This is a genomic window from Aestuariibaculum sp. YM273, from assembly GCF_030908365.1.
Lineage (GTDB): Bacteria > Bacteroidota > Bacteroidia > Flavobacteriales > Flavobacteriaceae > Aestuariibaculum > Aestuariibaculum marinum.
Genome location: NZ_CP133090.1, coordinates 3,637,205 through 3,655,269, shown reverse-complemented (window position 1 = coordinate 3,655,269; position 18,065 = coordinate 3,637,205). Strand labels below are relative to the sequence as shown.

General features: G+C 35.2%; 17 protein-coding genes. 13 read left to right on the top strand and 4 right to left on the bottom strand.

Going from position 1 to position 18,065, the window contains the following annotated elements:
• Nucleotides 1-75 precede the first annotated feature (75 nt).
• Together RBH94_RS15690 and RBH94_RS15685 are read left to right on the top strand one after the other, a co-directional pair.
• Complete coding sequence (locus RBH94_RS15690; protein WP_307881755.1) at nucleotides 76-2,007, top strand: LysM peptidoglycan-binding domain-containing protein; 1,932 nt, start codon at nucleotides 76-78, stop codon at nucleotides 2,005-2,007.
• Nucleotides 2,008-2,019: 12 nt separating this feature from the next.
• Nucleotides 2,020-2,250, top strand: coding sequence for a DUF3820 family protein (locus RBH94_RS15685; protein ID WP_307881754.1), 231 nt, complete (start codon nucleotides 2,020-2,022; stop codon nucleotides 2,248-2,250).
• Here the strand turns inward: RBH94_RS15685 and RBH94_RS15680 are convergent.
• A complete protein-coding gene (locus RBH94_RS15680) occupies nucleotides 2,240-2,635 on the bottom strand; it encodes a hypothetical protein (RefSeq protein ID WP_307881753.1) in 396 nt (131 codons plus the stop codon). The genes RBH94_RS15685 and RBH94_RS15680 overlap by 11 nt on opposite strands.
• A 315-nt stretch (nucleotides 2,636-2,950) precedes the next feature.
• On the opposite strand from RBH94_RS15680, the gene RBH94_RS15675 reads away from it, so the two are divergent.
• The 3 genes from RBH94_RS15675 to RBH94_RS15665 all read left to right on the top strand — a co-directional run bounded on the left by RBH94_RS15675 (nucleotide 2,951) and on the right by RBH94_RS15665 (nucleotide 7,381).
• Nucleotides 2,951-4,591: a CTP synthase gene (locus RBH94_RS15675; RefSeq protein WP_307881752.1), complete on the top strand. Its 1,641-nt coding sequence runs from the start codon at nucleotides 2,951-2,953 to the stop codon at nucleotides 4,589-4,591.
• An 81-nt stretch (nucleotides 4,592-4,672) separates the two neighbouring features.
• Nucleotides 4,673-6,568, top strand: coding sequence for a membrane protein insertase YidC (gene yidC / locus RBH94_RS15670; protein WP_307881751.1), 1,896 nt, complete (start codon nucleotides 4,673-4,675; stop codon nucleotides 6,566-6,568).
• Nucleotides 6,569-6,709: 141 nt separating this feature from the next.
• Complete coding sequence (locus RBH94_RS15665) at nucleotides 6,710-7,381, top strand: toxin-antitoxin system YwqK family antitoxin (RefSeq protein WP_307881750.1); 672 nt, start codon at nucleotides 6,710-6,712, stop codon at nucleotides 7,379-7,381.
• A gap of 78 nt (nucleotides 7,382-7,459) precedes the next feature.
• Here RBH94_RS15665 and RBH94_RS15660 read toward each other — a convergent pair whose 3' ends face one another.
• Nucleotides 7,460-8,434 carry a fasciclin domain-containing protein gene (locus tag RBH94_RS15660; RefSeq protein WP_307881749.1) on the bottom strand — a complete coding sequence of 325 codons (975 nt, stop codon included), beginning with the start codon at nucleotides 8,432-8,434 and terminating at the stop codon, nucleotides 7,460-7,462.
• A gap of 232 nt (nucleotides 8,435-8,666) precedes the next feature.
• On the opposite strand from RBH94_RS15660, the gene mnmA reads away from it, so the two are divergent.
• From mnmA to RBH94_RS15630, 6 genes are all read left to right on the top strand, one after another.
• On the top strand, nucleotides 8,667-9,854 hold the full coding sequence (mnmA, locus tag RBH94_RS15655; protein ID WP_307881748.1) for a tRNA 2-thiouridine(34) synthase MnmA: 1,188 nt from the start codon (nucleotides 8,667-8,669) through the stop codon (nucleotides 9,852-9,854).
• A 26-nt stretch (nucleotides 9,855-9,880) separates the two neighbouring features.
• Nucleotides 9,881-11,494, top strand: coding sequence for a S8 family serine peptidase (locus RBH94_RS15650; protein ID WP_307881747.1), 1,614 nt, complete (start codon nucleotides 9,881-9,883; stop codon nucleotides 11,492-11,494).
• Nucleotides 11,494-12,435, top strand: a complete 942-nt coding sequence (locus RBH94_RS15645) for a nitronate monooxygenase family protein (RefSeq protein ID WP_307881746.1) — start codon at nucleotides 11,494-11,496, stop codon at nucleotides 12,433-12,435. Before RBH94_RS15650 ends, RBH94_RS15645 begins: the two co-directional genes overlap by 1 nt.
• Nucleotides 12,436-12,710: 275 nt before the next feature.
• Nucleotides 12,711-14,087: an MATE family efflux transporter gene (locus tag RBH94_RS15640; protein WP_307881745.1), complete on the top strand. Its 1,377-nt coding sequence runs from the start codon at nucleotides 12,711-12,713 to the stop codon at nucleotides 14,085-14,087.
• A gap of 9 nt (nucleotides 14,088-14,096) precedes the next feature.
• Nucleotides 14,097-14,324 (top strand): hypothetical protein, encoded by a 228-nt coding sequence (locus RBH94_RS15635; protein WP_307881744.1) that lies wholly within the window; start codon nucleotides 14,097-14,099, stop codon nucleotides 14,322-14,324.
• A 179-nt stretch (nucleotides 14,325-14,503) separates the two neighbouring features.
• Complete coding sequence (locus RBH94_RS15630) at nucleotides 14,504-15,079, top strand: phosphatase PAP2 family protein (RefSeq protein ID WP_307881743.1); 576 nt, start codon at nucleotides 14,504-14,506, stop codon at nucleotides 15,077-15,079.
• Here RBH94_RS15630 and meaB read toward each other — a convergent pair.
• Together meaB and RBH94_RS15620 are read right to left on the bottom strand one after the other, a co-directional pair.
• On the bottom strand, nucleotides 15,076-16,158 hold the full coding sequence (gene meaB / locus RBH94_RS15625; RefSeq protein WP_307881742.1) for a methylmalonyl Co-A mutase-associated GTPase MeaB: 1,083 nt from the start codon (nucleotides 16,156-16,158) through the stop codon (nucleotides 15,076-15,078). The genes RBH94_RS15630 and meaB overlap by 4 nt on opposite strands.
• Before the next feature lie 51 nt (nucleotides 16,159-16,209).
• Nucleotides 16,210-16,767 carry a DUF2911 domain-containing protein gene (locus RBH94_RS15620; RefSeq protein WP_307881741.1) on the bottom strand — a complete coding sequence of 186 codons (558 nt, stop codon included), beginning with the start codon at nucleotides 16,765-16,767 and terminating at the stop codon, nucleotides 16,210-16,212.
• A 179-nt stretch (nucleotides 16,768-16,946) separates the two neighbouring features.
• On the opposite strand from RBH94_RS15620, the gene RBH94_RS15615 reads away from it, so the two are divergent.
• Both RBH94_RS15615 and RBH94_RS15610 read left to right on the top strand, forming a co-directional pair.
• Nucleotides 16,947-17,498, top strand: a complete 552-nt coding sequence (locus RBH94_RS15615; RefSeq protein WP_307881740.1) for an RNA polymerase sigma factor — start codon at nucleotides 16,947-16,949, stop codon at nucleotides 17,496-17,498.
• Entirely contained in the window at nucleotides 17,482-18,063 is a 582-nt protein-coding gene (locus RBH94_RS15610) for a hypothetical protein (RefSeq protein WP_307881739.1), read from the top strand. Before RBH94_RS15615 ends, RBH94_RS15610 begins: the two co-directional genes overlap by 17 nt.
• Nucleotides 18,064-18,065 lie beyond the last annotated feature (2 nt).

Sequence of the window (18,065 nt, the reverse complement as noted above, 5' to 3'; positions counted from 1 at the left end):
ATTATATGTGACTAAAAAGAAAAATAGTGTATCTAAATAAAGGTACTTATCCTTAACAAAATAAAAGTAGAGTAAATGTTTAAACATCTTTCCGTTTTAGGTTTTGCAGTGTTATTTGGTATAAATACAGCAAACGCACAAAATTTTAGTACACATCAGGTTAAAAAAGGTGAAACTGTAGAGGAACTTGCGAAGCAATATTATGTAACACCATCTCAAATATATGCGCTTAATCCGGATGCGAAGAAGGAATTAAAACCTAATACGATATTAATAATACCAATTTCCAAGGCTAATAAACCAGAGGTTGTGGAGACCAAAGAGTTGGTTGGATTTAAACCGCACCGTGTAAGCAAAAGGGAAACGTTATATAGTTTAGCTAAAGAGTATGATGTTACCGAAGATGAAATAAAAAAACATAATAAATTTCTATATGCCGAGCCTTTACGAAAAGGGGATAAGCTGCAAATTCCGGTATATAAAATAACGAGAAAAGAAAAAGAAAACGATGCCGTGACCACTTATATCGTGCAACCTAAGGAAGGTAAATGGCGAGTGGCGTATAAGTTTGGTATCACTTTAAAAGAATTTGAAGAACTGAATCCTAATTTAGGCGATTCGCTTCAGGTTGGTCAGCAGGTATATGTTCCAAACATTGAAAATAAGGAACAAAAAACAATCGACGAACAATATAGTTATTATAAGGTGTTACCTAAAGAAGGGTTTTATCGCTTAAACATAAAATTAGGATTAGATCAGGAAGCATTAGAAACCTTAAATCCAGGACTGAAAGAAACCGGACTTAAAGAAGGTATGATTTTAAAAGTACCTTATTCTAAGTCGTTGAGTGGGGAATCGGCAGATGGGTTAACCCGAGTGGATTTAACGAATAGGGTTTCCGATTTTAGCACCAAACACATCGCAGTCATGTTGCCGTTTCGATTAAATCGTGTCGATTACGACTCGGTAGCAGATACAAAGCGCAGCATTAAAAACGATCCGTATTTAAATGCTTCATTAGATTTTCATTCGGGTGTTTTAATGGCGGTTGATTCTTTAAAAAAACTAGGTGTTTCGTTAAAGGTAGATGTTTTTGATACCAAACATGAAGTTAGTGAGGTGGCCAGAATTATAAATAACAACGATTTTGAAACGGTTGACGCTGTTATTGGGCCATTAACATCGAATACCTTTGAAAAGGCAGCGATTGAATTACGACCTTATAAAACACCTATTGTTTCTCCAATAGGAACAGATTTAAGGTTATACGATAATGTGTTTCAGTCGAGACCTTCCGATAAATTGCTGAAATCTAAAATAGTAAACTACGTTAAAGCAGATTCAACAGCAAAAAATGTAGTGGTTATTTCAGATGTCAAAAATACCGCAATCGCAAACGAATTAAAAAGCGAGTTTACATACGCCAGATTGGTTTACTCAAGAAAGGATAAAGAAGGAAGAGATGCTAATTACGTTATGGTAGATGATATTCAAAGTGTATTGAAACCAGGTAAAAATTATGTGTTTTTAGAAACACAAAATGAAGGTTTTGCATCGAATGTTACCGTATTATTAAACTCTTTAAACCAAAAGGAAGCACCAAAAAATGGTGTTGAACCAATTGAAATTACTTTGGTAACAACAAATTTTAATAATGCTTTTGAGGGAGACGAGGTTTCTAATGATCAATTATCTAACCTTCATTTTCATTATGCAACAGCAGCGAAAAGTTACAATGAAATTGATAATAACTCCTTCGTGAAGGCTTACCAAAAACAATACGGTATTACTCCTAATAAGCGTGCCGTAAAAGGGTTCGACTTAACTATGGATGTGGTATTGCGATTAGTAACTTCAGAAAATTTATATACATCGGTTAACCAGTCACCCCTTACAGAATATGTAGAAAATAAGTTCGCTTATAATAAGGAACTTGTTGGTGGGTACTATAACAATGCGGTTTATGTAGTGAAGTACGATAATTTAAATATTATTGTTGTAGAGTAATCCACAGGTTTTATGCTTACTGATTACAAGTTTTTAATTGACTTAGCGCATACCAAGATGCCTTACGGTAAGTATAAGGACCGTTATTTAATTGATTTGCCAGAACACTATATTGTATGGTATCACCAAAAAGGATTTCCGAAAGGAAAACTAGGCGATATGCTTACCCAAGTGTATGAATTAAAACTTAACGGATTAGAAGAATTAATCCGAAACATAAGAAAGCAGTACCCTAAACCGTAACATTAGAGTACTGCTGACTCCACTTTAACAAAAATTGTTTGAAGCGTTCACTTCTTGCTTTATAATTTAAAGCCCATAAAATAGACCATAATGCAGACACGATAAATACTGCCAAGCCTATTTTTAAATCGTAAAACGATAACCCTATACTAAACACTACTCCTAAAATAAGGTTTAGAATAAAGGCGTGTTTCAACTCCATCTTTATAAATACTGTCAGGTAATTCCAGGTATTTAATCTATTCGTTATGTTAAGGGTTTCATCATGCGAAAAATCTAAAGATATAGATTGCGAAAAAGGCATGGTTACCATTAATTCATTTGTATTACGAGTGAAGATATAACCAAACTTTTTTAAAAAGATTTCAGTGCTTTCAATTGTCATGAGTTTTGAATTTATTGTTGTTTCCAATTGATAATAAGTAGGTTACAAGTCGTTTCGTAAAAATAATTCTTTTCAATTAAAGCGTTGCTAATAAGTGTGTTAAGTTATTGTAATGTTTAAATTTATGTGAATTTGATGCTTTTCAACTTTAAATTTTAAGCATCTTTTAAAGATTGCAGCAATTTTTAATCAGATTTTAGTTTATTAGAAATTCGGTTTCTTTTTACTGTTAATAATAAGCTGTTAAATAACTAAAAAACTATTCGGTAATAACTATTTAAATTTTGTAAATTTGCCTGCGTTTATAAGCGCATCATGACAAGTACAGCAAAATACATTTTCGTAACCGGAGGAGTTACATCATCATTAGGAAAAGGAATTATAGCAGCATCTCTAGCAAAGCTATTACAGGCCCAAGGATACAGGGTAACCATTCAAAAATTAGATCCATACATTAACGTAGATCCAGGAACATTAAACCCTTATGAACACGGTGAGTGTTACGTAACGGAAGATGGTGCTGAAACCGACTTAGATTTAGGTCACTACGAGCGTTTTTTAAACGTACCTACAAGCCAGGCAAATAACGTTACTACTGGAAGAATTTACCAAAGTGTGATTCAAAAGGAGCGTCGTGGTGAGTTTTTAGGAAAAACGGTTCAGGTTGTTCCACATATTACAGACGAAATTAAAGAACGTATCCAGATGCTAGGAAACTCTGGAGATTACGATATTATTATTACCGAAATAGGTGGAACTGTTGGTGATATTGAGTCTTTACCATACGTAGAGGCCGTGCGTCAGTTACGTTGGGATTTAGGTGAAGAGAACGGTATTGTTATTCACTTAACCTTAGTGCCATATTTAGCAGCTGCCGGCGAGTTAAAAACAAAGCCAACACAGCACAGTGTTAAAACATTAATGGAAAGTGGAGTACAGGCTGATATTTTAGTTTGTAGAACAGAACACGATTTACCATCAGATATTCGTCGTAAACTGGCATTATTCTGTAATGTTAGAGAAGAAGCAGTAATTCAATCTATTGATGCGTCTACCATTTACGATGTTCCAAACTTAATGCTGAAAGAAGGTTTAGATCGCGTGGTTCTTAAAAAACTAGGGTTACAAAGCGATACCCCGGATATTTCTAAATGGAACGAATTTTTAACACGTCTTAAAAATCCGAAAACTGAAATTACTATTGGTTTAATTGGTAAATACGTAGAATTACAAGATTCTTACAAATCGATTTTAGAAGCCTTTATTCATGCAGGTGCTGCAAACGAAGTAAAAGTAAATGTAGAGTCGGTACATTCAGAATACATTAATAAGGATAATGTAGATGTTAAATTAGGTCATTTAGATGGTATTCTTGTGGCGCCAGGATTTGGTGAGCGTGGTATTGAAGGTAAAATTGATGCTGTTCAATATGTACGTGAAAACAATGTGCCTTACTTCGGTATTTGTTTAGGAATGCAAATGGCAGTTATCGAATTTTCAAGAAATGTACTTGGATTAAACGATGCTGATTCTACAGAAATGAATCCCAATACAACAAACCCTGTAATTGATTTAATGGAAGACCAGAAAACCATTACCGATAAAGGAGGAACTATGCGTTTAGGAGCTTGGGATTGTGACTTGAAATTAGGAAGTATTGTTCGTGATATTTATAAGTCAGAACACATTTCAGAGCGTCACCGTCACCGTTATGAATTTAATGGCGATTATAAAGAAGCTATTGAAGCAGCAGGAATGAAAGCTACAGGTTTAAACCCAGAAACAGGATTGGTAGAAATCGTTGAAATCCCAACGCACCCTTGGTTTGTTGGTGTTCAATACCACCCGGAATATAAGAGTACCGTTGCAAATCCTCACCCATTATTTGTAGGGTTTGTAAAAGCCGCTTTAAACCATAAAAAGAAGACATCAAGTGCCAGAATGGCACAAAAATAATATTTGGATAGCTTATTGCTATAAGGTTGTGAAGTTGTTATAACCAACAATCTTAATATTATCTAGATACAAACAGAATTCATGGAAGAAAAAAAATTAGATCTTAATTCTATAATAGGTTTTATACTTATTTTCGGAATTTTAATGTTCATGCTTTGGAAAAACCAGCCAACGCCTGAAGAACTTGAAGCAGAAGAAAAAGCAAAGCAAGAACAGGTAGCCGCTGAGAAAAAAGCAGAAGAAAAGGAAGCTTCGTTTGTTGAAGCTGTAGAAGATTTTTCAGCTGGATCAGAATCCGATTCTTTAAAATTAATTGCTTTAAAAAATAAATTAGGTGCTTTTGCGTATTCAGCAGCCAATACCTCAAATGAGGAAACATTAGTTGAAAGCGACCTATTAGCTTTAAAGTTCAGTAATAAAGGCGGGTATCTTTCAGAAGTTAGATTAAAAGAGTTTGTAGATTTTAAAGGAAATCCTATCTACTTAATTAAAGATAACAATGCCTCTTTTAATATCAACTTCGGAACAACCGACAGCAGAATATTAAACACTAAAGATTTACTTTTTGCTCCAAGCATTACTAAAAATGGTGATGTTACCGTGGTTTCTATGAAACTTAAAGTATCAGAATCTAAGTATTTAGAGTACCGTTATGAGTTAAAAGAAGGTGATTACATGATGAATTTCACCATCCGTTCTCAAGGACTGAGTGAAGTCATTAACAGTTCTCAAGACATTAACTTAGACTGGAAATTAAAGACCTATCGTCATGCTAAAAGTATCTCTTACGACAATCGTTATACCGAAGTGGTTTTCGAATACGAAGATGGCAAAGATGATTATCTAGGACAACGTGATTTAAGTGAAGATACTGCTGAAGATTTAACTTATGTAGCGTTTAAACAGCATTTCTTTACCTCTATTTTATTATCTGATGAGCCAATTAAAACGGCAAATTTAGAATCGCGAAACTTAGTACAAAACGAAGATATCGATACGGTTTACACCAAAGCCTTTACGGCTAAAATGCCTTTACAACTTAAAGGTGGTGAGTTAAGCCAGTCGATGGATTGGTATTACGGGCCAACAGATTATAAAATCTTAAATCAATACGATAGAAATTTAGATGAAATCGTACCGCTTGGTTGGGGTATTTTCGGATGGATTAACCGTTACTTATTCATACCATTTTTTGCATTCTTAAGTAGCTTTTTACCGTACGGTATTGCTATTATCGTTATGACGATTTCGATTAAATTAATCATGTCATTTGTGCAATACAAGCAATTCTTGTCTCAGGCAAAAATGAAGGTGTTAAAACCAGAATTAGACGCTATTCGTGAGAAGTACAAGGACAATAAAATGAAAGCGCAACAAGAAACCTTAGCCTTACAAACCAAGGCAGGCGCAAGCCCAATGGCAGGATGTTTACCAGCGTTAATTCAGTTACCGGTATTCTATGCGTTATTCCAGTTCTTCCCTTCGGCTTTCGATTTACGTCAAAAAAGTTTCCTTTGGGCAGAGGATTTATCGTCTTACGATACGATTTTAGAATTACCATTTAAGATTCCATTTTATGGAGATCACGTAAGTTTATTCCCGTTATTAGCGTCTATAGCAATTTTCTTCTATATGCGTTTAACTACAGGGCAGCAAGTGGCAACACAACCACAACAAGAGGGTATGCCAGACATGGGTAAAATGATGAAATATATGATGTATTTCTCACCAATCATGATGTTATTCTTCTTTAATAACTATGCGTCAGGATTAAGTTTATATTATTTTGTGTCTAACTTAATTAGTATTGGTATTATCTTAGTGATTAAAAATTATATTCTTGATGAAGATAAAATTCATGCTCAGATTCAAGAAAATAAGAAGAAGCCTAAGAAGGAAAACCGTTTTCAGCAAAAGATGAAACAAATGATGGAGGAAGCTGAAAAACAAAAGCAAATGCAACAAAAACGTAAATAATCATTTGTATAGATATTTTGAAAAGCTGTCATAATTTTATGGCAGCTTTTTTTGTTTGATAATAAGAGCAAAAAACAATACTTTCGTTTTTTTGTAGTTATTTCAATAACCCCAAAATCTACTATAATTAAATTTAGAATTATGAAATTATTACACTCTATCTTAGGTTTGCTTTTAACCTCAATTGTTTCTGCGCAAAGCATAAATCAGTTCGATGCCAATGGCAAACGCGATGGTGTCTGGAAGAAAAATTTTGAAGATACTAATGTGTTGCGCTACGAAGGTGAATTTAACCATGGTAAGGAAACAGGTCTTTTTAAATTTTACAAAAACATTAGAAGCAGAGCGGTTCTAACTGCGACTAAACAATTCAATCCTGAAAACAATATTGCAGAAGTAAAGTTTTATGCCTCTACCGGAAAAGTGATTAGCGAAGGCAAAATGGATGGTAAACTCTATATTGGCGAGTGGAAATATTATCAAAAAAACAACGATAACCTTTTAATTCTGGAGCATTATAACTCTAAAGGAGAATTGGATGGCGATCGTATTGTTTATTATAATAATGGTAATATGGCTGAAAAGGAAACCTATAGGGCAGGTAAACTTGATGGAGAGTCGTTGTCTTACGCAGAGAATAATAAGTTAATTAGTAGAGCTAATTACCTAAATGGTGAAATGCACGGTAAATACGTGGTTTATTTCTTAGATGGCACTCCTGAAGTAGAAGGGCAGTTTAAGAACGGACAAAAATCTGGAGTTTGGAAGTATTACGAAAAAGGAGTTTTAAAAGAACAAAAGAATTTCGATTAAAATACAAAAGCCCCTTCGTAATGAAGGAGCTTTTTTTTGATAATATGTTTTATTATCTCATCTATTAATCAAATTGTATTAGTTTAAATCAGGAAGTATCACATTGTCAATAACGTGAACAACACCATTGGTAGCCTGTATATCGACTAACGATGTTACAATATTACTCACACGACCGTTTGCATCGGTTAAGGTAAAGGCAGAGGCATCAGCTGTAATATCACCTCCAATTGTAGAGACTGTGCCACTCACCAACTGAGAAGATTGTACGTTCGCATTTACAATATGATGTAATAACACCGCATCAACAGTTTCCGTTGGAATATCGGTTAGAGCAGAAACTTTTAAGAAGTCTAACAAGGAAGTAAAAGCATCGTTAGTAGGTGCAAAAACCGTGAAAGGTCCAGCTTCTGGGTTTGATACGGTTTCAATATATGGTACAGTCGGAGTTCCGGTATCGGCATAAGCTAAAACATCAACTAGTGTCGATAATGCTGCATTCGATGTCGCGAATGTAGCTATTGTTGGTAAATCTATTACAGCATCAACAACATGAATAATACCGTTAGATGCAACAATATCTGGAACTGTAACCGTAGAGCTTCCGTTAAACATAACTCCTGATGTGCCGTCATAATACAAACTTAATTTTGTGCTATTTGGTCCATCCGCTAGAGTGTTCGTGTATCCCATGTTTCCTATTAGGGCAGAAGACGTAATATTTGCTCCACCTATAACATGGTTTAATAGAATTTGCGTTAAAACATCGTTCGGAACTTCCGATAAGCTAGCAAACCCTTTGGCATTTAAAAATGCTGAAAAGGCAGTGTTTGTTGGTGCCATCACGGTCATTTGACCATCTGCAGATAAGGCACCAACTAAATCTGCTTGAATAACTGCTTCAACCAAAAGACTTAATTCTGGTGTGTTCTGAGCAATTTCAACGATGTTTAATTGTTCTTGAATGTTGTCATCATCGTCGTCACTACACGATGAAAACACCACAACAGCCAGTAATAACATAAGTACTTTTAATGTTTTTAAATTTCTCATTTTCGTTAGGATTTTGGATTTGTTTAACAAATATAAGAAATAATTAAACAAAAAATATTAATCTAGTTTAATTTTTATGTGTAAAAGTTAAACAAAATGATTTTCACAGACTTCATGAGAATAATAATTGGCTAAAGAAATTGATTATTATGCGTATCTTTGTGCCTTCATTTTTTGTAAATGATTTTAATAGGTTTTCAACCTTGAATATTATAAGTTAATTTAAAAACGAATGAAACGAGTTATTATAGGGCTTTCTGGTGGTGTAGATTCAAGCGTTGCTGCGTATTTATTACAGGAGCAAGGTTATGAAGTTATTGGCTTGTTTATGAAGAATTGGCATGACGATTCTGTAACCATATCTAACGAATGTCCTTGGCTTGACGATAGTAATGATGCCATGCTTGTAGCAGAGAAATTAGGTATTCCTTTTCAAACGGTCGATTTAAGCGAGCAGTATAAAGAGCGCATTGTCGATTATATGTTTCAGGAATATGAAAAAGGTCGTACGCCAAACCCAGATGTATTATGTAACCGTGAAATTAAGTTCGATGTTTTTATGGATATCGCCCTTGGTTTAGGTGCAGACTATGTGGCAACCGGACATTACTGTAGAAAAGGCACCATTGAAAAGGATGGAGAAGAAGTTTACCAACTTCTTGCTGGAGTAGATAATAATAAAGACCAGTCCTATTTCTTATGTCAGCTGTCGCAAGAGCAGTTGGCAAAATCGCTGTTTCCAATTGGGGAGTTAACAAAACCTCAGGTACGTGAAATCGCTACCAAATTAGATTTGGTGACGGCAGAAAAGAAAGATTCACAAGGATTATGTTTCATTGGTAAGGTGAAGCTGCCCGATTTTCTTCAGCAGCAATTAAAGCCTAAAGAAGGTGTTATTGTAGAAGTGCCTAAAGAGCAGCCAATATTCAATGAGGAGATACCAGAGTTTCAGTCGGAAGAAGAGAAACTAGAGTTTTTATCTCGTAAATTAGATTATAAAGTAGACTACGGAAAAGTGGTTGGTAAGCACCAAGGCGCACATTACTTCACCAAAGGGCAGCGTAAGGGCTTAGGTGTTGGTGGTACAGTTGAACCATTGTTTGTTATTGATACCGATGTAGATGAAAATGTGATATATACAGGTCAAGGTAAAGCGCATCCCGGGTTATTAAAAAAAGCCTTATTTGTTTCCAATGAAGAATTACACTGGATTCGTAAAGATTTAGCTTTAAAAACCGATGAAACGATGCAGGTGATGGCTCGTATTCGTTACAGACAGCCGTTACAAAAAGCTACATTACATAAAGTTGATAGTGGACTGTATGTTGAGTTTGAGGAATTTCAATCGGCAATTACAGAGGGGCAATTCGTAGCTTGGTATTTAAATGATGAGTTGGTAGGTTCTGGGGTAATTTCGTAAATTGCAGTAACTAAATTACTGCTACAATGAAAAACTACCTACTATTTCTGCTGTTTTTGGGCTATTCATTTACATCATTAGCTCAGCAGGATGCGTGGGTGTATCTTAACGATAAAGCCAATGTACAGGCTAGTTTAGATAATCCAATTTCTATACTTACCCAAAAAGCAATTGATAGAAAGAACAGGCATGGTGTAGCTATAGATGAGCGCGATGTTCCTGTTAACGAAGCTTACATTAGTCAGCTTAAAAGTGCTACCGGAATTACCGTTATGGCGAAATCGAAGTGGTTTAATGCGGTTCACGTTCGTGGTAGCCAAGCCGATATTAATAATTTAATTGACCCAATAGCATATCCTTTTGTAGAATCCATAGATTTTGCCGATAAAAGTCTGAATACTTCAAAATTGGCTAAAGAAAAAACAACAAGTAAGTTGGAGTCTATGTCTACAGCTTTTGTTTACGGAAATTCATCCAATCAAGTAGAAATGATTAATGCCAATAACCTACATTTGGCAGATTATACAGGATCAGGCATGACTGTGGCTGTTATGGATGCCGGGTTTCCTGGAGTGAGCACTATTGGTGGATTCCAGCGGTTAAGAGATGCCAATGGCATTTTAGATACTTACGATTTTGTTGAAAGAGATGTAGATGTTTATACGAATACATCAAGTAATCATGGTACTTTAGTACTAAGTACAATGGCAGGTTATCTAGAAAACCAGTTTGTAGGTACAGCTCCTGATGCTTCCTATTATTTGTTTATTACCGAAGACGGGCCCAACGAAAACCCTGTAGAAGAAAGCTACTGGGTGGAAGCTGCGGAACGCGCGGATAGTTTAGGAGTTGATGTTATTAATACGTCCTTAGGTTACGGCGCCTTTTACGATAATATAAATTATAATTATTCAGCAGCTGAATACGACGGACAAACTATTTACATTACTAAAGGTGCAACTATAGCTTATGAAAAAGGGATGTTATTGGTAAATTCTGCAGGGAATGAAGGTTCTGCTGGAGTAAATGCACCAGCTGATGCACCAGGTGTTTTTACAGTAGGAGCTGTTGATGGTTCTGGAACGATAGCTGATTTTAGTTCCGTTGGAAGCCCTGTGCAACCTACCCAAAAACCCGATGTTATAGCACAGGGGCAAGGAAGCGCTGTCATTACGGAAAATAATGCTTTGGCGAGTGCTAGTGGTACATCTTTTAGTTCACCCATATTAGCTGGAGGATTAACCTGTTTATGGCAGGCCTTACCTGATAAAACGAATGCTGAGATTATGCAAATGGTTCGTGAGTCGGCATCTCAATATAACAATCCTAATTATCAATATGGTTACGGTATTCCAGATTTGTATGAAACCTTAAATAAAGTGTTATCCATGCATGAGGACGATGTTAACCAAATAAAGATTTTTCCTAATCCGGTTCATAATAAGTTATTTGTACAATTACCCTTAAACAATCAGGTGTGCGCGGTTTCCATCTTCGATGTATTAGGGAAACTAGTGTTGGAAACCTCAGTGTCTTCAAATAACAATCAAATTGATTTGTCTTCAATATCAAAAGGGGTTTATGTTATGAAAGTAAAAGGAGAAGAAAAAAGCATCACACTTAAAATAATCAAGCAATAATGTCAAATAGAATTACCGAATTATTCCAAGTTAAATATCCAATAGTTCAGGCTGGAATGGTGTGGAACAGTGGCTGGCGACTGGCATCAGCGGCTAGTAATGCAGGAATTTTGGGTTTAATAGGGGCAGGGTCGATGTACCCTGAGGTATTGCGTGAGCACATTCAAAAATGCAAGCAAGCTACCGATAATCCATTTGGTGTAAATGTTCCTATGTTATATCCCAACATAGAAGACATTATGAACATAATTGTGGATGAAGGTGTAAAAATCGTTTTTACTTCGGCTGGAAATCCAAAAACATGGACGTCCTGGTTACAGGAACGTGGCATTACTGTTGTTCATGTGGTAAGTAGTGTAAAGTTTGCTTTAAAAGCTCAGGAAGCCGGAGTAGATGCTATTGTTGCGGAAGGTTTTGAGGCTGGAGGCCATAACGGAAGAGATGAAACGACAACCTTAACGTTAATACCCATGGTTAAAGAACAAATAACCATTCCGTTAATTGCAGCAGGAGGCATCGCAACAGGAAAAGCCATGTTAGCGACCATGATTTTAGGAGCCGATGGAGTACAAGTGGGAAGCCGTTTTGTAGCCAGTGAAGAAAGCTCGGCACACCAGACATTCAAGCAATTGGTGGTTGATGCCAAAGAAGGAGATACGCAACTAACCTTAAAAGAATTAGCACCGGTACGTTTGATAAAAAACAAATTTTATAACGATGTACAGGAGTTATATAAGCAATCACCAACAGTTGAAGATTTAAAAACGTTATTAGGACGTGCCAGAGCTAAACGCGGTATGTTTGAAGGCGATTTGGAAGAAGGCGAACTGGAAATTGGTCAGATCGCCGGACTCATTCATGATATAAAACCTGTCGCTACTATTGTAAATGATATTATTTCAGAATTTGAAGAAGCTAAACAGAACTTAAATAATATTTAAATTCAATAAAAAAGGGAAACGAGAGTTTCCCTTTAATATATTGAAACGTGAAGTATTAAATTTTTTAAATCCCAATAAAAATAAAAGCTAAATGTTTCAATATGCTGTAAATTCTTAAGTGAGAGGTCCTGTTAAGGAGCTGCTAATTTACGAAATAACAGAGGTTTACACGTAAAAAAAGACTTGTAAGTTATTAACAAATGTTAATAAATGTCTTTCCTAAAAATCATTTTTAAAAGTTAGTCTATGCTGATTGTAAAGATTATTTTTGCCGTATGAAATTAGTAGACTATACCAAGGAGTTTAAATACAACTGGAAACTGGCGGCTCCCGTAATGCTAGGTATGCTTGGGCATACCTTTGTAAGTTTTATAGATAACATTATGGTTGGTCAGTTAGGAACAGCAGAACTGGCAGCTGTATCCCTTGGAAATAGTTTTATGTTCATTGCCATGTCCTTAGGTATTGGTTTTTCTACAGCTATCACACCATTAATCGCAGAAGCCGATGCTGCCAAAAATTTTGTTGATGGAAAATCATCATTTAAACATGGTTTGTTTTTATGTACGGTTATAGGGATTATATTGTTTTTGCTGTTACTTTTAGCAAAACCGCTTATGTATCTCATGAAACAACCGGTTGAAGTAGTAGAACTGGCTATTCCGTATTTAGATTTAGTAGCCTTTTCGTTAATTCCTTTAATTGTATTCCAGGGGTTTAAGCAATTTAGTGATGGCTTATCCATGACCCGCTATCCTATGTATGCCACGATAATAGCAAATGTGGTTAATGTCGTTTTAAACTATCTCTTAATCTTTGGTAAATTCGGTTTTCCAGAATTAGGCATTGTTGGTGCGGCTTATGGAACCTTAATTTCCAGGTTTGTTATGGTTGCTTACATTTACCTTTTATTAAAAGGGAATGATAAATCTAAAGGATATGTGACTCAAATCAAGTTATTTGTTTTAGATAAACTGGAATTGAAGAAAATATTGAATCTGGGGGCACCCAGTGCCATGCAAATGTTTTTTGAAGTTGCCATATTTACAGCTGCAATCTGGCTAAGTGGTCTTTTAGGAAAGAATCCGCAGGCAGCAAATCAGGTAGCTTTAAATTTATCGTCTATGACGTTTATGGTGGCGACTGGATTAAGTGTGGCGGCTATGATTAGAGTAGGAAACCAAAAGGGATTAAAGCATTACATCGATTTACGTCGTATTGCTTTTTCTATCTTTTTATTAGGAAGTATACTTGCGTTCTGTTTCGGACTCATGTTTTTCGCATTACACAACCATTTGCCAAAATTGTATGTCGATTTTGATGATGTAAAAAATCTGGCCGACAATACCGAAGTAGTCTCCATAGCGTCAAAACTATTAATAGCAGCTGCCATTTTTCAAATTAGTGATAGTGTACAGGTGATTTTTTTAGGAGCGCTGCGAGGCTTACAAGATGTTAAAATACCGACGATTATAACGTTCATATCGTACTGGCTTATTGGATTTCCAATAAGTTGGTTTTTGGGTAAGGAAGATGTTTATGGTAGTTTTGGAATCTGGCTAGGTTTATTAGCTGGATTAACTACAGCCGCTATTTTATTATATATTCGGTTTAATTATTTAACGAAAACCTTAATTTTGTCTAATAACTAAAAATATACCATGTCTCTACCTAAATTTATACTTGGCGATAATACAGAATACCCGAATGCTATTTTTGTAATTCATACCGAATTTCCTAGATTTATCATAAATCTGGAGAATGATGAAGTTGAGTGGTTCGAAGAGTTTGATGCCGAAGATCAAAAAGAATTAGAAGCTGAAACAGAAAACGCTATTAAATTAGCTACCGATTTTTACGACAACGAAATTGCTAAATACGAAGAATAATCGCGTTAAGGGTAGCAGTCGTATCCTTTACTTTTTCAAGTAGCCATGCTTAATATCAAGCTAGGGATAAAGGATTGCTTTAAAACTAAGTTTCGGGGTTTTTAGATCTCGATTGTCGAGTAAAGATTACGAATGCCCAAACCAATGCGAAGTATTAGTAACAACCCAAATACACATTAATGATCGATAAACTTGTACAGTTAGACACCGAGTTATTTTTATTTTTAAATAATTTAGGAACACCAGCTTGGGATGCACTTTGGTTAGCCATTACGGCTAAATTAACCTTTGTACCGTTGTATGCTATTCTATTGTATTTATTATATAAAAAGTTTGGCTTGCGTTCGTTATTAATCTTCGTCGTGGTAATTGCCTTGATGATTACCTTTACCGATCAGGTGACTAATTTATTTAAACGTACCTTTGAGCGCCCTAGACCTTGTCGTGCCGATGGTGTTATTGATCAAATGAGATTTATTGCCGTACGTTGTGGTAAGTATGGTTTCTTCTCCGGACATTCGTCAAATTCTATGGCAGCAGCTGTTTTTGCTGGCTTAATGCTTAGAACCTATTATAAAAACTTAATTTTTATTCTGTTGTTTTGGAGCGCCATCGTAGCCTACAGTAGAATTTATGTAGGCGTACATTATCCGTTAGATATTATTTGCGGATTGGCCTTTGGTGCTATTTCAGGATTTATGTACTATAAGTTGTCTCTTTATTTACTGAAGCGTTTTGGAAAGACTGAAAACTAATTTTTAGTCTTAATATTCAAGATATATTCGGCGGCGGCAAAGGGTGTTGTTTTGTTTTGCTCAATCAGTTTTAACTGTTGTTCTAATTCCTTTTTTACGGTTTCATTATTAAAGAACGTACTAGTTAATGAGTTTTTTATAGTTTCCGTAAGCCAAAATGTATTTTGTTCGTTTCTTTTTATAGTGAAAAAATCATTTTTGGAAGCTACTTGAAGATATTCCTGAATAATTAACCAAACGTTTTCTATACCTTTGTTTTCAATAGCACTGCATGTGCTTACTTTGGGTATCCATCCCGAAGGCTTTTCGCTGTATAAATGAAGTGTTTTTTTAAAATCTGAAGCTGTAGATTTTGCCAAGTTTAGGTTTGCCCTGTCGGCTTTATTGATAATTACAGCATCAGCCATTTCAAGAATACCACGTTTCATACCTTGCAATTCGTCGCCTGCTCCGGTAAGTTGTAAAAGCAGAAAGAAATCAACCATGCTGTGAACGGTAGTTTCACTTTGTCCGACGCCTACCGTTTCAATTAAAATAACATCGAAACCTGCAGCTTCACAAAGAACAATGCTTTCTCTAGTTTTTCGTGCAACGCCTCCCAGTGTGTCGCTTGCAGCCGACGGACGTATAAATGCATTTTTGTTTTTTACCAACGTTTCCATTCGGGTTTTATCACCTAAAATACTACCTTTATTCATACTGCTACTCGGGTCTACAGCCAATACAGCCACACGTTTACCAATTGAAGTTAAAAATGAACCAAAAACTTCAATAAAGGTACTTTTGCCAACACCGGGAACACCGGTTATACCAATTCTAATAGACTTATTGGCATGTGATAAACATTTTTTTAAAAGTTCATTGGATTTTTGAGCGTGCTCAGGGAGGGTGCTTTCAATAAGGGTAATACTTTGGCTTAAACTCGTAATATCGCGGTTTAAAATACCCGATAATAAAGAGTCTACATCAGTAGTGTTTTTTCGGTTGCTTTTAATTTTAGCAATAGCAGAAGCATTAGTAATTTCAGAATTTGAAACTCCTTGATTTTCTTGTAACGCCGATGTTTTGTGTTTTACCAAAATTGAACAATTAAGGTATAAGTTACAAAAAGGGAATCAATTTTTGAGAAATTATTCTTTTAAAGGGACCTGTATTTTTACATCATCCCAGGCCATAGTTAAAAACAGGTTGTCGGTAGAATTATCGAAGGCAATTGTAAATTGCTCTACAACAGAATCAAGATTTTTTACCGGAACATCAATATTAATCACATCGTAATTAGGGTCCCACATGGGTTTCATTTCAGAATTTACACCCCATGAATATTGTTTCGAATTGAAAATAACAGTCCAAACACTGTCTTTTGGAACAGTCCATAAGGTATATTTTCCTGCGGGTAATGAAAATCCATCTACATGCAAAGCTGCGTTAGTTTCAAAAGTGGTAGCCTCATTTGCACCTGTACGCCAAACCTGATTGTAAGGTACTAAGGCACCAAATATATCACGTCCCTTTTTATACGGTCTGTTATAAAACACTTCTAATTCTAAATCGTTAAGTTTAAATTCTACTGTATCTTTAGGACTCAGACGTTTAGCGAAAATATTTTCTACAAATACAGTGTACAGAAGTAAACCTAGGGCAATAATCGAAAAAAGAATTAAAACGCGTTTTAAAAAGATGTTCATGAAATAAATTGTATTTGAAAATCAAATATACTTTAAAAAGTAATAATTAATAAAAATTAAAACGCACATTTCTGTCTTTTAGTTTTATTTTAAGAAAAATATTTAATGTTTTTTGCAACACTTTAACTTTTTAGTCGTCTTTATAAATGAACTAACTTAAACCAAAAGTCAAAACTAGCATGTTTCAAGCCGATATCATTGAACAATGCAAACAAAACAATCGTAAGGCACAACTGCAGTTGTACAACCAGTACTGCGATGGTATGTATATTGTTGCCAAACGATTTTTAAAAGATGCTAGCGATGCTGAAGATGTGGTTCAGGAAGCTTTTATAAAGGCTTTTTCAAAATTACATCAGTATAAAGCAGAAGTGACTTTTGGTGCATGGTTAAAACGTATTGTCGTAAATAAGAGTATCGACTTTTTAAAATCTAAGAAACAACAATTGGTTGAATTAGAAGACGTCCATTTAAAAGTAGTTGATGCTCCGCAAGACGACAAATGGTTCGTAGACGACGCTATTACATTATGCGATGTAAAACGCGCCATTAGCAATTTACCGGATAAATACCAGTATGTGGTGATGCTTTACTTGATAGAAGGATATGATCATCAGGAAATTTCAGAGATTTTAGATATATCCGAAGTAGCATCACGAACACAACTATCCAGAGGAAAAGTAAAATTACAAGAACTATTAACACTTAAACAAAATGGCACGAGACATTAGAGATTTATTTAGAGAAGAAGAGGTTGTAAAAACGTCTATGCCTGAAAATCACGAGGCTCGCTTTTTAGAAAAGTTAGATCAAGCTATGCCAGTATCAAAACCTAAATACAATTGGTTTGGTATTGCAGCCAGTGTTATTGTTCTGTTAGGCTTCAGTTTCTTGACGTTTCAGATTTATAATTCTAATGAAATACAAGTTGAAAATACTCTCGAAACTATGGTGAGTTCAACAACTACAGAAGTTAAAACTTTGGGAGATGTCTCACCAGGTCTTAAAAAAGTAGAGGACTATTATTTAGCAAGTATCAATTTAGAGTTGGCAAAAATTAAATATACACCAGATACTAAAGAACTTTTCGATGGTTACGTAAAACAATTGGAAGAGCTCGATAACGAATATCAGCGCTTGTCTGAAGAATTAACCAATTCTGGTCCGAGTGAATTAACCGTTAATGCGCTAATTGATAATTTAAAATTTCGTTTAAACCTGTTGTATCGACTTAGAGCACAGTTACAGGAATTAAACTCATCAAATGAATTTGACAATCAAAATCAATCCATCTAAAA

Bases quoted from the DNA above. Each gene is read 5' to 3' on its own strand.
- RBH94_RS15690 (WP_307881755.1), top strand. From the start codon at position 76: ATGTTTAAACATCTTTCCGTTTTAGGTTTTGCAGTGTTATTTGGTATA.
- RBH94_RS15685 (WP_307881754.1), top strand. From the start codon at position 2,020: ATGCTTACTGATTACAAGTTTTTAATTGACTTAGCGCATACCAAGATG.
- RBH94_RS15680 (WP_307881753.1), bottom strand. From the start codon at position 2,635: ATGACAATTGAAAGCACTGAAATCTTTTTAAAAAAGTTTGGTTATATC.
- RBH94_RS15675 (WP_307881752.1), top strand. From the start codon at position 2,951: ATGACAAGTACAGCAAAATACATTTTCGTAACCGGAGGAGTTACATCA.
- yidC (WP_307881751.1), top strand. From the start codon at position 4,673: ATGGAAGAAAAAAAATTAGATCTTAATTCTATAATAGGTTTTATACTT.
- RBH94_RS15665 (WP_307881750.1), top strand. From the start codon at position 6,710: ATGAAATTATTACACTCTATCTTAGGTTTGCTTTTAACCTCAATTGTT.
- RBH94_RS15660 (WP_307881749.1), bottom strand. From the start codon at position 8,434: ATGAGAAATTTAAAAACATTAAAAGTACTTATGTTATTACTGGCTGTT.
- mnmA (WP_307881748.1), top strand. From the start codon at position 8,667: ATGAAACGAGTTATTATAGGGCTTTCTGGTGGTGTAGATTCAAGCGTT.
- RBH94_RS15650 (WP_307881747.1), top strand. From the start codon at position 9,881: ATGAAAAACTACCTACTATTTCTGCTGTTTTTGGGCTATTCATTTACA.
- RBH94_RS15645 (WP_307881746.1), top strand. From the start codon at position 11,494: ATGTCAAATAGAATTACCGAATTATTCCAAGTTAAATATCCAATAGTT.
- RBH94_RS15640 (WP_307881745.1), top strand. From the start codon at position 12,711: ATGAAATTAGTAGACTATACCAAGGAGTTTAAATACAACTGGAAACTG.
- RBH94_RS15635 (WP_307881744.1), top strand. From the start codon at position 14,097: ATGTCTCTACCTAAATTTATACTTGGCGATAATACAGAATACCCGAAT.
- RBH94_RS15630 (WP_307881743.1), top strand. From the start codon at position 14,504: ATGATCGATAAACTTGTACAGTTAGACACCGAGTTATTTTTATTTTTA.
- RBH94_RS15620 (WP_307881741.1), bottom strand. From the start codon at position 16,767: ATGAACATCTTTTTAAAACGCGTTTTAATTCTTTTTTCGATTATTGCC.
- RBH94_RS15615 (WP_307881740.1), top strand. From the start codon at position 16,947: ATGTTTCAAGCCGATATCATTGAACAATGCAAACAAAACAATCGTAAG.
- RBH94_RS15610 (WP_307881739.1), top strand. From the start codon at position 17,482: ATGGCACGAGACATTAGAGATTTATTTAGAGAAGAAGAGGTTGTAAAA.